General features: G+C 71.7%; 15 protein-coding genes. 9 read left to right on the plus strand and 6 right to left on the minus strand.

The annotated features are described in order from the left end of the window. Positions 1 to 938, plus strand: a 938-nt coding sequence (locus D7231_RS19900) for a biotin/lipoyl-containing protein (RefSeq protein ID WP_120756841.1), incomplete at its 5' end; no start/stop codon positions are given. A gap of 70 nt (positions 939 to 1,008) precedes the next feature. Here D7231_RS19900 and D7231_RS19905 read toward each other — a convergent pair. After that, entirely contained in the window at positions 1,009 to 1,254 is a 246-nt protein-coding gene (locus D7231_RS19905; protein WP_120756842.1) for a type II toxin-antitoxin system RelE family toxin, read from the minus strand. Continuing rightward, entirely contained in the window at positions 1,255 to 1,533 is a 279-nt protein-coding gene (locus D7231_RS19910; protein ID WP_158673787.1) for a type II toxin-antitoxin system Phd/YefM family antitoxin, read from the minus strand. A gap of 156 nt (positions 1,534 to 1,689) precedes the next feature. Between D7231_RS19910 and D7231_RS19915 the strand changes: the two genes are divergently transcribed. Beyond that, positions 1,690 to 2,256, plus strand: coding sequence for a TetR/AcrR family transcriptional regulator (locus tag D7231_RS19915; RefSeq protein WP_120756844.1), 567 nt, complete (start codon positions 1,690 to 1,692; stop codon positions 2,254 to 2,256). A gap of 26 nt (positions 2,257 to 2,282) precedes the next feature. On the opposite strand, the gene D7231_RS19920 is transcribed toward D7231_RS19915, so the two are convergent. Both D7231_RS19920 and D7231_RS19925 read right to left on the minus strand, forming a co-directional pair. Continuing rightward, a complete protein-coding gene (locus D7231_RS19920; RefSeq protein ID WP_241999842.1) occupies positions 2,283 to 3,263 on the minus strand; it encodes a DeoR/GlpR family DNA-binding transcription regulator in 981 nt (326 codons plus the stop codon). A 202-nt stretch (positions 3,264 to 3,465) separates the two neighbouring features. Next, a complete protein-coding gene (locus tag D7231_RS19925; RefSeq protein WP_120756846.1) occupies positions 3,466 to 4,914 on the minus strand; it encodes an NAD(P)H-quinone dehydrogenase in 1,449 nt (482 codons plus the stop codon). A gap of 166 nt (positions 4,915 to 5,080) precedes the next feature. Between D7231_RS19925 and D7231_RS19930 the strand changes: the two genes are divergently transcribed. The 3 genes from D7231_RS19930 (at position 5,081) to D7231_RS19940 (ending at position 8,564) form a co-directional block, all read left to right on the plus strand. Beyond that, entirely contained in the window at positions 5,081 to 5,518 is a 438-nt protein-coding gene (locus tag D7231_RS19930; RefSeq protein ID WP_030369994.1) for a gamma-glutamylcyclotransferase family protein, read from the plus strand. A gap of 116 nt (positions 5,519 to 5,634) precedes the next feature. Continuing rightward, positions 5,635 to 6,456 (plus strand): purine-nucleoside phosphorylase, encoded by an 822-nt coding sequence (locus tag D7231_RS19935; RefSeq protein WP_120756847.1) that lies wholly within the window; start codon positions 5,635 to 5,637, stop codon positions 6,454 to 6,456. Between the two features lie 428 nt (positions 6,457 to 6,884). Beyond that, positions 6,885 to 8,564, plus strand: a complete 1,680-nt coding sequence (locus D7231_RS19940; protein ID WP_120756848.1) for a phospho-sugar mutase — start codon at positions 6,885 to 6,887, stop codon at positions 8,562 to 8,564. A 75-nt stretch (positions 8,565 to 8,639) separates the two neighbouring features. On the opposite strand, the gene D7231_RS19945 is transcribed toward D7231_RS19940, so the two are convergent. After that, the gene (locus D7231_RS19945) at positions 8,640 to 9,200 is read right to left on the minus strand and encodes a PH domain-containing protein (protein WP_120756849.1); all 561 of its coding nucleotides are present in this window, start codon (positions 9,198 to 9,200) and stop codon (positions 8,640 to 8,642) included. Between the two features lie 253 nt (positions 9,201 to 9,453). On the opposite strand from D7231_RS19945, the gene deoC reads away from it, so the two are divergent. Genes deoC through D7231_RS19960 form a run of 3 tightly spaced genes read left to right on the plus strand, consistent with a single transcriptional unit; the run spans position 9,454 to position 12,771 of the window. Next, positions 9,454 to 10,437 (plus strand): deoxyribose-phosphate aldolase, encoded by a 984-nt coding sequence (gene deoC, locus D7231_RS19950; protein ID WP_120757144.1) that lies wholly within the window; start codon positions 9,454 to 9,456, stop codon positions 10,435 to 10,437. A gap of 14 nt (positions 10,438 to 10,451) precedes the next feature. After that, positions 10,452 to 11,894, plus strand: a complete 1,443-nt coding sequence (locus tag D7231_RS19955; protein WP_120757145.1) for an aldehyde dehydrogenase family protein — start codon at positions 10,452 to 10,454, stop codon at positions 11,892 to 11,894. Beyond that, complete coding sequence (locus D7231_RS19960) at positions 11,887 to 12,771, plus strand: aldehyde dehydrogenase family protein (protein ID WP_120756850.1); 885 nt, start codon at positions 11,887 to 11,889, stop codon at positions 12,769 to 12,771. The genes D7231_RS19955 and D7231_RS19960 overlap by 8 nt, the downstream gene beginning before the upstream one ends. Before the next feature lie 84 nt (positions 12,772 to 12,855). Here the strand turns inward: D7231_RS19960 and D7231_RS19965 are convergent, their stop codons facing one another. Then, positions 12,856 to 13,251, minus strand: coding sequence for a hypothetical protein (locus tag D7231_RS19965; RefSeq protein ID WP_241999810.1), 396 nt, complete (start codon positions 13,249 to 13,251; stop codon positions 12,856 to 12,858). A gap of 215 nt (positions 13,252 to 13,466) precedes the next feature. Between D7231_RS19965 and D7231_RS19970 the strand changes: the two genes are divergently transcribed. Continuing rightward, positions 13,467 to 14,123 (plus strand): ATP-binding protein, encoded by a 657-nt coding sequence (locus tag D7231_RS19970; RefSeq protein WP_120756852.1) that lies wholly within the window; start codon positions 13,467 to 13,469, stop codon positions 14,121 to 14,123. The last annotated feature ends 222 nt before the right edge of the window (positions 14,124 to 14,345 follow it).

The raw sequence follows: 14,345 nt of genomic DNA on the forward strand, positions 1-14,345 counted from the left end.
TCCTGGTCGGGCAGGACGGGACGATCTCCTTCCTGGAGGTCAACACCCGCCTCCAGGTCGAACACCCCGTGACCGAGGAAGTCACCGGCATCGACCTCGTCCGCGAGATGTTCCGCATCGCCGACGGCGAGGAACTCGGCTACGACGACCCGCCGCTGCGCGGGCACTCCTTCGAGTTCCGCATCAATGGTGAGGACCCGGGCCGTAACTTCCTGCCCGCCCCCGGCACCGTCACCCGCTTCGAAGCCCCGACCGGTCCGGGCGTGCGCCTGGACGCGGGTGTGGAGTCCGGCAGCGTGATCGGCCCGGCGTGGGACTCGCTCCTGGCGAAGCTGATCGTGACGGGTGCGACGCGTGAGCAGGCGTTGCAGCGTGCGGCGCGTGCGCTGGGCGAGTTCACCGTCGAGGGCATGGCCACCGCGATCCCCTTCCACCGTGCCGTGGTCACCGACCCCGCCTTCACTGCCGACCCCTTCCACGTCCACACGCGCTGGATCGAGACGGAGTTCGTCAACACCATCGAGCCGTTCACAGGCGCCGGTACGGGGGGTGAGGAGGACGAGGAGGCTGCGGGCCGCGAGACCGTCGTGGTCGAGGTCGGCGGCAAGCGCCTGGAGGTCTCCCTGCCCTCGTCGCTGGGGATGACGCTGGCGCGGACGGCGGCTGCGGGGGGTGCGAAGCCCAAGCGGCGGGCGGCGAAGAAGGCCGGCTCGGCCGCCTCGGGTGACGCGCTGACCTCGCCGATGCAGGGCACGATCGTGAAGGTCGCGGTCGAGGAGGGCCAGGAAGTCGCCGCGGGCGAACTGATCGTGGTCCTTGAGGCGATGAAGATGGAACAGCCCCTCAACGCCCACCGCGCGGGCACCATCAAGGGCATCACCGCCGAAGTCGGCGCCTCGGTCTCCTCCGGCGCCGTCATCTGCGAAATCAAGGACTGACGCAACAGCCGTCGAAATGCCTGTGGGCCTCGCCGAACGTTCGGCGGGGCCCACAGGCATTTCGACGGTTTCAGATGGCGCGACCGACGTTCATGACGTACACCGTGTCGTCCTCCACCTGGTACAGCACTCGCCAGCATCCGGCGGAGAGCCGGTAGTAGCCGGATCCGCCGAGGGCAGAGGCCGCTTCGGGCTTCGGCTCATCGCCCAAGGCCCTGGTCGCCACGACACATGCCCGCGCGCCCGTGGGATCGACCAGACGTAAACGACGGAGCTCGGCCAGCGCTCGCTCCTCCCACACCACGGTCCAGGACACTCAGCAAGCCTTCCGATCCGCAGCCTCGTCCGTCTCCAGGGCGGCCAGAACCTCGTCCTGCGGGATCCACCGGGATTCGGGGTCTTCCCGGATCGACTGCGCCAGCGCCAGATCCGCCTCGTCGCGAAGCCTCTGGAGCTCCTCCAACTCCTCTATGGGCATCAGCACTGCTGCCGGCTTGCCGTACTCGCTGATCAGGATGTGCTCGCGGCCGTGCCGCACACGGCCCACGAGCTGCCCGAGCTGGTTCCTGGCCTCGACAAGGGAGTAGGTGTCCATACCCAAACGGTACGCACCCGCCACTGTGTACAACAGTCGCCCGATCGGATGACCTCCTCCGGCCGGCAAGGCCAGTGGCATCCTTGGCAAGCGGGGAGTGAGAGGGAGGACTCGGCAGCCATGGCCACGGAGATCACACAGGCGTCACCACGCCCCATGCGTGCAGACGCGCGGCGCAACTACGAGCGGCTGCTCGTGGAGGCGCGGACCGCGTTCACCGAGCACGGCACGGACGCCTCCCTGGAGGACATCGCCCGCCGGGCCGGCGTCGGCATCGGGACGCTCTACCGCCACTTCCCCAACCGCACGGCGCTCATGAGCGCCGTCTTCCAGGTCGAGGTCGACGGCCTCCTCGCCCGCTCCCGCGAGCTCCTCGCCTCCCCCGAGCCGTGCCGGGCCCTCGTCGAGTGGCTCCGGGCGTGCGTGACGCACGCCAGCACGTACCGCGGCCTCTCGCGGGCCCTGCTGGCCGCTCAGTCGGACGAGGCCTCGGCGATGTCCCGGTGCAGCCTGCCGCTGCGGGAGGCGGGCAGCGTGCTCCTCGCCCGGGCACAGGGGGTGGGCGCGGTCCGCCCCGACGTCGGCATCACCGACGTCATGCAGCTGACGAACGCGATCTCCCTGGCCGCGGAGCAGTCCCCCGACGACCCGGAACTCCCGGACCGCCTCCTGAAACTCACCCTCCGCGGCCTCCAGGCGGTCCCCTGCCCGGACCCTTCGTAGCTCCCCGGAAGCTCCCGGAAGCCCCCTCAGCGGCGCCTCGGGGCCAAGTCGGCCACCCTCGCCGTCGGGGGCTCGGCGCCCAGCGACCCCGCGCTGCGGAGCTGGGGGCCGGAAGGGGCGCCACCGCCCCCCTGGGGCTGGGCGCCCGGCGGGTGCGGGTGGTGCGTCCGCCGCTGCCCCGGCAGCGGCGGCACATCCCGCCGCCGCTGCTGCTGCGGCACCTGCTCGGGCCCCGGCACCGCCCCCGCATGGGCCCCCGCGCCGGGCCCGGCGACCGAGATGTGCACGCCCTGGTCCGCGAGCGCTTGCAGCTCCGTCGCCGCGCGGTCGTCGTGCGACGGCGGCTCGTCCGTCACCAGCCGCGTGATCACATCGGTCGGCACCGTCTGGAACATCGTGTCCGTGCCCAGCTTCGTGTGGTCCGCGAGCACGACCACCTCCGCCGCCGCCTGCACCAGCGCCCGGTCCACGCTCGCCGAGAGCATGTTGGACGTGGAGAGGCCCCGCTCCGCGGTCAGCCCGCTCCCGGACAGGAACGCCCGGGTGACCCGCAGGCCGTGCAGGGACTGCTCCGCCCCGCTGCCCACCAGCGCGTAGTTGGACCCTCTCAGCGTGCCGCCGGTCATGACGACCTCGACCCTGTTGGCATGGGCGAGCGCCTGGGCGACGAGCAGGGAGTTGGTGACGACGGTCAGACCGGGCACCCGCGCGAGCCGGCGGGCCAGCTCCTGCGTGGTCGTGCCGGCGCCGACGACGACGGCCTCGCCCTCTTCGACGAAGCTCGCCGCGAGATCGGCGATGGCCGTCTTCTCGGCGGTCGCTAGATGGGATTTCTGCGGGAAGCCGGACTCCCGGGTGAAGCCGCCCGGCAGCACCGCACCGCCGTGCCGGCGGTCGAGGAGTCCTTCGGCCTCCAGCGCCCGCACGTCCCGCCGTACGGTCACTTCGGAGGTCTGGACGACGCGGGCGAGCTCACGGAGCGAAACCGCTCCGTTGGCCCGCACCATTTCGAGGATCAGTTGGCGACGTTCTGCAGCGAACACGAAACCGACAGTAACGCCAACGACCATCCGTTTTCAGCAGGTTGCAGCAATTAACGGAAGTTGTCCGCTCCGGAACGCTCAAAGTGGTATAGGAGGCCTGGTATCAAGGCCAAAGCCTCCACGACCACTCAGCGCAACAATCAATACCCAAAGCCCCGCGGAGCGTTTACGCCTCTCGCTGCGTCTTCCGCGTGTGCAGCTGCCGCGCGACCTCCGCCAGCGACCCGGAAAGCGACGGGTAGACGGTGAACGCGTTCGCGATCTGCTCGACCGTGAGGTTGTTGTCCACGGCGATGGCGATCGGGTGGATGAGCTCACTGGCCCGCGGGGCGACCACGACGCCGCCCACCACGATGCCCGTGCCCGGGCGGCAGAACATCTTCACGAAGCCGTCCCGGATGCCCTGCATCTTCGCGCGCGGGTTCCGCAGCAGCGGAAGCTTGACGACCCGCGCGTCGATCTTGCCGCTGTCGACGTCGGCCTGCGTGTACCCGACCGTCGCGATTTCGGGATCCGTGAAGACGTTCGCCGAAACCGACTTCAGGTTGAGCGGCGCCACCGCGTCACCCAGGAAGTGGTACATGGCGATGCGTCCCTGCATCGCCGCGACCGACGCGAGCGCGAGGACGCCCGTGCAGTCACCGGCGGCGTAGACGCCCGGGGCGCTGGTCCGCGACACCCGGTCGGTCCAGACGTGCCCGGAGTCCTTGAGCCGGACCCCGGCCTCCTCCAGCCCGATCCCCTCGGTGTTCGGAATGGAGCCGACCGCCATCAGACAGTGCGTGCCCGTGATGACCCGGCCGTCGGCCAGCGTGACCTCGACCCGGTCATCCACACGCTTCGCGGACTGGGCCCGCGACCGCGCCATGACGTTCATGCCGCGCCGCCGGAAGACGTCCTCCAGGACAGCAGCCGCATCCGGGTCCTCACCCGGCAGCACGCGGTCCCGCGACGACACCAGCGTCACCTTGGACCCCAGCGCCTGATAGGCGCCGGCGAACTCGGCACCGGTCACACCGGAGCCCACCACGATGAGCTCCTCGGGGAGCTCGTCCAGGTCGTACACCTGGGTCCAGTTCAGGATGCGCTCGCCGTCCGGCAGCGCGTCGGGGATCTCCCGCGGGTGCGCGCCCGTGGCGATCAGCACCGCGTCGGCGACCAGCGTCTCCTCGGTGCCGTCGGCGGCCGTCACGATCACGCGGCGCGACCCGTCCGGCGCCTGGTTCGGCTCCAGCCGGCCCCGGCCGCGCAGCACGCGCCCGCCCGCACGGGTCACGGACGCCGTGATGTCGTGCGACTGCGCGAGCGCCAGCCGCTTCACACGGCGGTTGACCTTCCCCAGGTCCACGCCGACGACCCGCGCCGCCTGCTCGATGTGCGGCGTGTCGTCGGCGACGATGATCCCGAGCTCCTCGTACGAGGAGTCGAAGGTCGTCATCACCTCGGCCGTCGCAATGAGCGTCTTAGAGGGCACGCAGTCGGTGAGCACCGACGCCCCGCCCAGACCGTCGCAATCGACGACGGTCACCTCCGCGCCGAGCTGCGCGGCGACGAGCGCCGCCTCATAGCCGCCGGGTCCGCCACCGATGATCACGATCCGAGTCACGTACTCCATTGTCCCGTACCCGTCGAAGCGACTTCTCCCGGGGCCTCCCCCGCGGATCCACGCCCGTAGGCCGTACGGCAATCCGTGCGAGAACCGGCAGGAGGTTCCGGACGAACCTCCCTTCGAGACTGCCATCCCAAATGCCGTCGCGCCTCACTCCCGTACCCTCGAAACCATGTCGCTCTACGCCGCGTACGCCGGCAACCTCGACGCGCGGCTGATGTCCCGCCGCGCACCCCACTCGCCCCTGCGCGGCACGGGCTGGCTCGCCGACTGGCGGCTGACCTTCGGCGGCGAGCAGCTGGGCTGGGAGGGCGCGCTCGCGACCGTGGTCGAGGCACCCCGCTCCCAGGTCTTCGTCGCGCTCTACGACATCGCTCCGATGGACGAGGACTCGATGGACCGTTGGGAGGGTGTCGGCCTCGACATCTACCGCCGGATGCGGGTCCGCGTGCACACTCTGGACGGCGAGGAGCCCGCGTGGATCTACGTCCTGAACGGCTACGAGGGCGGCCTGCCCTCCGCCCGCTACCTCGGCGAGATCGCCGACGCGGCGGAATCCGCCGGCGCGCCCCACGACTACGTCATGGAGCTCCGCAAGCGCCCCTGCTGACCAGGCGCGCCCGGGTTGTGACGATTGCATCTCGTCACAACCCACAAAGCAACAATCGGAACACCGTGACCAGTGACATCTACGCGCGTAGGCGATAAGCGGCTACCCTCGTCCGCGTGAACGCATCAGTTACTCCCGACATCCAGGCCGACCCGTACGCCGCGGCGGACGCCGCCGCCGCCCGTCTGCGCGAGCTCACCGGCGCCGAGACCCACGACGTCGCCCTGGTCATGGGCAGCGGCTGGCTCCCCGCGACCGAAGCGCTCGGCGCCCCCGAGGCCGAGTTCCCGGTCACCGAGCTCCCCGGCTTCACCGCGGCAGCCGTGGCGGGCCACGCCGGCACGGTCCGCTCGTACAAGATCAACGAGAAGCGCGCCCTGGTCTTCCTCGGCCGCACGCACTACTACGAGGGCCGCGGCGTCGCCGCCGTCGTCCACGGCGTCCGCACGTCCGTCGCCGCCGGCTGCAAGACCGTCGTCCTCACCAACGGCTGCGGCGGCCTCCGCGACGGCATGCGCCCCGGCCAGCCCGTGCTGATCAGCGACCACATCAACATGACGGCGACCTCGCCGATCGTCGGCGCCAACTTCGTCGACCTCACCGACCTGTACTCCCGCCGTCTGCGCGCCCTGTGCAAGGAGGTGGACGAGACCCTGGAGGAGGGCGTCTACGTCCAGCTCCCCGGCCCGCACTACGAGACGCCGGCCGAGATCCGCATGGTCCGCACCCTCGGCGGCGACCTCGTCGGCATGTCCACCACGCTGGAGGCCATCGCGGCCCGCGAGGCGGGCGCCGAGGTCCTCGGCATCTCCCTCGTGACGAACCTCGCCGCGGGCATGACGGGCGAGCCCCTCAACCACGAAGAGGTTCTCCAGGCCGGGCGCGACTCCGCGTCCCGCATGGGCCAGCTCCTGGCCCAGGTCCTCCCGAAGCTCTGACCTTGCCGGTCCTACGGCGCCGTGTCCCCTCGCGGGGTGCGGCGCCGTTGCCCTTCCAGGGGGGAGCCGACGTACGAGCCCGGCCCGCGCCACGCGACCCCCGCGCGCCTGCGGCACGCGACACGCCCACCCACCCGCCCGGTGAGGTAGTACGTGCCCGCACCCGACGGGCAAAGGGCTATCCCGACCCGCTGAGGTAGGCGGCCGGCCGGAGGGGGTGGGGCGGGGTGGGCCGGGCCTGGCAAGGGGCGTAAAGCGTGATTTGTGGGCCCGGGTTCCGGGCACCCAAAGCTTGGGCCAGAGGGCCCGTAAATCATGCAGCCCCGGAAGGCCCGGCCCACCCCGCCCCGCCCCCGACCCACCGACCACAGCCCCCAGACAACAGACCACAGACCCCATAACCCACCCACCCCTCCGGAGGAGACACCGTGGAGCGAGAGCGAGACGCCCTCATCGCGCAGGCCAGGACCTGGCTCGCCGAGGACCCCGACCCCGACACCCGCGAGGAGCTCGCCCGGCTCATCGACGACGGGGACACCGCCGAACTCGCCGCCCGCTTCGCCGGCACCCTCCAGTTCGGCACCGCCGGCCTCCGCGGCGAACTCGGCGCCGGCCCCATGCGCATGAACCGCTCGGTCGTCATCCGCGCCGCCGCCGGCCTCGCCGCGTACCTGAAGAACCAGGGCCACGCCGGCGGCACGGTCGTCATCGGCTACGACGCCCGTTACAAGAGCGCCGACTTCGCCCAGGACACCGCCGCCGTCATGGTCGGCGCCGGCCTGAAGGCCGCCGTCCTGCCCAAGCCGCTCCCCACCCCCGTCCTCGCCTTCGCGATCCGCCACCTCGGCGCCGTCGCCGGCATCGAGGTCACGGCGAGCCACAACCCGCCCCGTGACAACGGCTACAAGGTCTACCTGGGCGACGGTTCCCAGATCGTGCCGCCGGCCGACGCCGAGATCGCCGCCGAGATCGCCGCGATCAAGAGCCTGGACGACGTCCCGCGCCCCTCCGCCGGCTGGGAGACCCTCCGCTACGAGGACGTCGTCGGCGCCTACCTGGAGCGCACGGACGCCGTCCTGACCGGCGGCTCCGCCCGCGACGTCCGCGTCGTCTACACGCCCATGCACGGCGTCGGCCGCGACGTCCTGGCGGCCGCCTTCGAGCGCGCCGGCTTCCCCGCCCCGACGGTGGTCGCCGCCCAGGCCGAGCCGGACCCGGACTTCCCGACCGTGGTGTTCCCCAACCCGGAGGAGCCGGGCGCCATGGACCTGGCGTTCGCCACGGCCCGCGAGGCGCAGCCGGACATCATCATCGCGAACGACCCGGACGCGGACCGCTGCGCCGTCGCCGTCCCCGACCCGGACAGCGCCGAGGGCTGGCGCATGCTCCGCGGCGACGAGGTCGGCGCGCTGCTCGCCACGCACCTGGTGCACAAGAACGCCCGCGGCACGTTCACGACGACGATCGTCTCGTCCTCGCTGCTCTCCCGCATCGCCGCCGCGAGCACCGGCACGCCGTACACGGAGACCCTGACCGGCTTCAAGTGGCTGGCCCGCGTCGACGGCCTGCGCTACGCCTACGAGGAGGCGCTCGGCTACTGCGTCGACCCCGAGGGCGTCCGCGACAAGGACGGCATCACCGCGGCCCTGCTGGTCGCCGAGCTGGCGGCGGAGCTCAAGGAGTCCGGCCGCACGCTCAGCGACCTCCTGGACGACCTGGCGGTCGAGCACGGCCTGCACGCCACGGACCAGCTGTCGGTGCGCGTCCAGGACCTGTCGCTGATCGCGGACGCGATGCGGAGGCTGCGCGAGCAGCCGCCGGCGGTCCTGGCGGGCCTGCACGTGACGTCGGCGGAGGACCTGGCCAAGGGCACGGAGTCCCTGCCGCCGACGGACGGGCTGCGCTACCACCTCGCCGGTGACGCCTCCGGGACGGTCTCCGCGGCGCGGGTGATCGTCCGCCCGAGCGGCACGGAGCCGAAGATCAAGTGCTACCTGGAGGTAGTGATCCCCGTGGCGGACGCGGCGGCGCTCTCGGGCGCGCGCGCCAAGGCGACGGAGGTCCTGACCGCGATCAAGGCGGACCTGTCGCGGGCAGCGGGCATCTGATCCGGGGCTATGCCCCACACACGTCGGACGGGCTGAAGAAATTCAGCCCGTCCGGCAAAGGATGCAAGTCGACCGTCAGCCGACAACCAACAACACAACGAACAACACCAACCCCACCCCGGCGGGCGCCAGCACCTCGTACGCCCACCGCACCCCCACATCCCCCTTCGCGTCCTCCCGCGAAGCGCCCCGCTCGGCGAGCTCCTGGAGCTCCGCGACGGTCTGGTCGGCGGGAGCCGCCTCCCCGCCGCCCCGCGCGGCCTTCTTCCGCTTCCGCAGGGACACCGGGACGGCCCACAGCTGGTACGTGGAGCCCCCGGCCAGCACCTCGCTCGAATACCCGGCCCGTACGGCGTCCACCGACGCCCACGGCAGCGTGATCGTCCGGAACGGGTTCCGCACCAGCAGCCGCGAGGCCCCGGCGAAGACGGCCGGCCGCAGGGTGAAGGCGATGATCAGCGGTGCGACGCACAGCAGGCCGGCCAGGGCCAGCCAGGGCGTACTGCCCTCGCCGCGGGCCACGGCGTCGCCGCCCAGCCAGCCGGCGAGGGCGAGGAGCAGCACGCCGCCGGCGATGCCGGCGGGCGAGCGGTAGCGCCTGTCGGCGTATTCCTGTTCGGGGCTAGGGCTCGTCATGGGGCAGATTGTGCCGTACGCCTCCCGCGGGGGTGCCGGAGTAGGTCCCCGGCCGAGACGGGCCCGAGGGCCGTCGCGGCAGAAGGAGCACACGCAGCACCCCGCAGCACCCCGCAGCACCCCGCAGCACCCCGCAGCACCCCGCAGCACCCCGCAGCACCCCGCAGCACCCCGCAGCATCCCGCAGGAGAACCGGTTCACACAGGGAGGGGTGTACACACGCTACGCGCGTAGATATGCTCATCTGGTGACCATGCCCACCACAGTTCCCGCACACGGCAACGACGCCGCGGGGCGGCTGAAGGAGCTGGCGGACGCCACCGCCTCCGACAGTGCGCTGCGCCGCTTCCTGCACGGACTCCCGGGGGTCGACGCGGTCGGGCTGGAGGCCCGCGCCGCCTCGCTCGGCACCCGCTCGATCAAGACCACGGCGAAGGCGTACGCCATCGACCTGGCGATCTCGATGATCGACCTCACGACGCTCGAGGGTGCCGACACCCCGGGCAAGGTCCGGGCCCTGGCCGCCAAGGCCGCCAACCCCGACCCGACCGACCGGACGACGCCGCGCACCGCCGCCGTCTGCGTCTACCCCGACATGGTGGCGACGGCCAAGGCCGTCCTCGCCGGCACGGACGTGAAGGTCGCCTCCGTCGCCACCGCGTTCCCGGCCGGCCGCGCCGCGCTGCCGGTCAAGCTCGCGGACACGCGCGATGCGATCGAGGCCGGTGCCGACGAGATCGACATGGTCATCGACCGCGGCGCCTTCCTCGCGGGCCGCTACATGGACGTCCTGGAAGAGATCCGCGCCGTCAAGGCCGAGTGCGGCGACAAGGCCCGCCTCAAGGTGATCTTCGAGACGGGCGAGCTGTCGACGTACGACAACATCCGCCGCGCGTCCTGGATCGGCATGCTCGCGGGCGCCGACTTCATCAAGACCTCGACCGGCAAGGTCGCGGTCAACGCCACTCCGGCGAACACCCTGCTGATGCTGGAGGCCGTGCGGGACTTCCGCGCGCTGACCGGCGTCCAGGTCGGCGTGAAGCCGGCCGGCGGCATCCGCACCACCAAGGACGCGATCAAGTTCCTGGTCCTGGTCAACGAGACCGTGGGCGAGGACTGGCTGGACAACACCTGGTTCCGCTTCGGCGCCTCCAGCCTCCTCAACGACCTGCTGATGCAGCGGCAGAAGCTGAGCACCGGGCGTTACTCCGGTCCCGACTACGTGACGGTGGACTGACCGACATGGCAGACATGGCATCCCCCAAGGCATTCGCCTACGCACCCGCACCCGAGTCGCGCGCGGTCGTCGACATCGCCCCGTCCTACGGCCTGTTCATCGACGGCGAGTTCGCCGAGGCGACCGGCGGCAAGGTCTTCAAGACGATCAGCCCCTCCACCGAGGAGGTGCTCTCCGAGGTCGCCCAGGGCTCCGCCGAGGACGTGGACCGCGCGGTGAAGGCCGCCCGCAAGGCCTTCGAGAAGTGGTCGGCGCTGCCGGGCGCCGAGCGCGCCAAGTACCTGTTCCGGATCGCCCGGATCATCCAGGAGCGCAGCCGCGAGCTCGCCGTCCTGGAGACCCTGGACAACGGCAAGCCGATCAAGGAGACCCGCGACGCGGACCTCCCGCTGGTCGCCGCGCACTTCTTCTACTACGCGGGCTGGGCCGACAAGCTCGACCACGCGGGCTACGGCGCGAACCCCCGCCCGCTGGGCGTCGCGGGCCAGGTCATCCCGTGGAACTTCCCGCTGCTGATGCTGGCATGGAAGATCGCCCCGGCGCTCGCCACGGGCAACACGGTCGTCCTGAAGCCGGCCGAGACGACCCCGCTGTCGGCGCTGTTCTTCGCGGACATCTGCCGCCAGGCGGGCCTGCCCAAGGGCGTCGTCAACATCGTCACCGGCGACGGCACCACGGGCGCCGCGCTCGTCGCGCACGAGGGCGTCAACAAGGTCGCGTTCACCGGCTCCACGGCGGTCGGCAAGGCCATCGCCCGTACGGTCGCGGGCACGGACAAGAAGCTCACGCTGGAGCTGGGCGGCAAGGGCGCCAACATCGTCTTCGACGACGCGCCGATCGACCAGGCCGTCGAGGGCATCGTCAACGGCATCTTCTTCAACCAGGGCCAGGTCTGCTGCGCGGGCTCGCGCCTGCTGGTCCAGGAGTCGATCCAGGACGAGCTGCTGGACGCCCTCAAGCGCCGCCTGTCCACGCTGCGCCTCGGCGACCCGCTGGACAAGAACACCGACATCGGTGCGATCAACTCCGCCGAGCAGCTGGCCCGGATCACCGAGCTGGCCGACAGCGGCGAGGCCGAGGGCGCCGAGCGCTGGGCCCCGGCGTGCGACCTGCCGGAGAACGGCTTCTGGTTCCGCCCGACGCTGTTCACGGGCGTCACCCAGGCCCACCGGATCGCCCGCGAGGAGATCTTCGGCCCGGTCCTGTCGGTGCTGTCGTTCCGCACCCCGGGCGAGGCGGTCGCCAAGGCGAACAACTCGCAGTACGGCCTCTCCGCCGGCATCTGGACGGAGAAGGGCTCGCGCATGCTGGCCGTCGCGAGCAAGCTGCGCGCGGGTGTCATCTGGGCCAACACGTTCAACAAGTTCGACCCGACGTCGCCGTTCGGCGGCTTCAAGGAGTCGGGATTCGGCCGCGAGGGCGGCCGCCACGGCCTGGAGGCGTACCTCGATGTCTGATCGGCTCAGTGTCTTCAAGACCTACAAGCTGTTCGTCGGGGGCAAGTTCCCCCGGTCCGAGAGCGGGCGGGTGTACGAGGTGACCGACTCCAAGGGCAACTGGCTGGCCAACGCCCCGCTGTCCTCGCGCAAGGACGCCCGTGACGCGGTCGTCGCGGCCCGCAAGGCCGTCGGCGGCTGGTCCGGCGCCACCGCGTACAACCGCGGCCAGGTCCTCTACCGCGTCGCCGAGATGCTGGAGGGCCGCCGCGACCAGTTCGTGGCGGAGGTCGCCGAGGCCGAGGGCCTGACGAAGGCGAAGGCCGTGGCCCAGGTGGACGCCGCGATCGACCGCTGGGTCTGGTACGCGGGCTGGACCGACAAGATCGGCCAGATCACCGGTGGGACGAACCCGGTGGCGGGCCCGTTCTTCAACGTCTCCTCCACCGAGCCGACCGGCGTCGTCGCCGTGCTCGCCCCGCAGGAGTCGTCGTTCCTCGGCCTGGTGTCGGTGATCGCCCCGGCGATCGCCACCGGCAACACCGTGGTCGTGGTGGCCTCGGAGAAGGCCCCGCTGCCCGCCCTGTCGCTGGGCGAGGTGCTGGCCACCTCCGACGTCCCGGGCGGCGTCGTGAACGTCCTGTCGGGCCGTACGGCGGAGATCGCTCCGTCGCTGGCCGCGCACCAGGACGTCAACGCGATCGACCTCGCGGGCGCGGACGCCGGGCTGGCGAAGGAGCTGGAGATCGCCGCGGCGGACAACCTGAAGCGCGTGCTGCGTCCACAGGCTGTGGACTGGGCCGCGGCGCCCGGCACGGACCGCATGACGGCGTTCCTGGAGACGCGCACGGTCTGGCACCCCACGGGGTCGCTGGGCGCGGGCGGTTCGTCGTACTGACCTCGTACTGAGGCCGACCCTGCTGTAGACATGCCGGAGGCCGGAGCGGATGGTGATCCGCTCCGGCCTCCGGCACGTCCGGGCTCAGTGCCCCTTGGGCGGCACCGCGGGCCGCCCGGTCGGCAGCAGCGACGTCAGGTTCCCCGCCACCGGCAGGTCCGTCAGGCTGCCGCCCTTGGAGATCGGCTGCGTGGCGGGCTTGGTGGTGAGCGGCTGCATGGAACCCACCTTCGTCCCCACCGTGTTGTCGAACGGGTCGACAGGCGTGCCGGCCAGCGGGTTGGTCCGCAGGGTCTTGACCGTGTCGAAGATCCCCTCCGCTCCCGCCTCCAGGCCCTTGTCGGCCCCCTCGATGGCGGCGGGGATGTTGGTGTCGCCGAACTGGGCACGGGCCACGCCGGTGCCCATGCCGGTGTCGGCGCTCGCGGAGGCCGCGCCGCCCGCCGCGAAGGCCGCACCCGCCGATACCGTCAGCCCCACGCGCAGCAGCATCCGGCGCCGGAGCGCTCTCGACGCCTTGCTGGCGGAGTGTGCGTGTCGTGCGTGCGAGGCCATGGCCACCTGCCGGGGTCGTGAGGAGCGAAACGGAAGACGCGAACGAAAGACGCGAACGGAAGAGAAGAAGCGAGCGGACGACAACGCAGAGTATGCGAGCGGTGACACTGAGCGCACCATGCGACCCGGGGGGATCCCCCATGCGGAGCAATGCCTCACACTGGTGTCCCGTGACTCCCCACTTGAGCCCCGCGCGCGTCATCCTGCTGACCGGTCCGTCCGGTTCCGGAAAGTCGTCCCTCGCCGCCCGTACCGGGCTGCCCGTCCTCAACCTGGACGACTTCTACAAGGAGGCCGTGGACCCGACGCTGCCGCTCCTCGCGGACGGCTCGGGCCCGGACTGGGACTCCCCGCTCTCGTGGAACGCCGACGCCGCCGTCGCGGCCATCGAGGCGCTGTGCCGTGCCTCGCGCACGGAGGTGCCGCTGTACTCGATAGCCTCCAGCTCGATCACGGGCACGAGCGTCCTGGACATCGGGCGGACGCCGCTGTTCATAGCGGAGGGCATCTTCGCCGCCGACATCATCGACCGCTGCCGCGACCTGGGCGTGCTGGCCGACGCCCTGTGCCTGCGCGGCCGCCCCGCGACCACCTTCCGCCGCCGCCTGGCGCGCGACCTGCGCGAGGCCCGCAAGCCCATGCCGTACCTGGTCCGGCGCGGCCTGCGGCTGATGCGCGCCGAGCGCGGCATCGTGGCCCGGCAGACGGCGCTGGGCGCGTACGCGTGCGGCAAGGAGACGGCCATGGGCCGGATAGCCGCGGCCGCGGCGGGCCGCCGCGAGAGCGTACGGATCTGACCGTACGAGTACGAAGCCACCGCCTCGTCATCACCGTGCGCGCCGCCTGACCGGGACTCCGGAAGCGGGCGGTGGCGCACGGAAGCGCGCCGGGGCGCTCGGCCCCGTCGCGGAAGACGCGCGGAAGAAGCACGCGGACGCGCAGAAGCGGGTCAGGACAGGCCCCCCGGCTGTCCGACCCGCTTCCGCCCCCCATGGCCCTGTCCGCGCTCCCCCGAGCGC

Source organism: Streptomyces klenkii (assembly GCF_003626645.1).
Lineage (GTDB): Bacteria > Actinomycetota > Actinomycetes > Streptomycetales > Streptomycetaceae > Streptomyces > Streptomyces klenkii.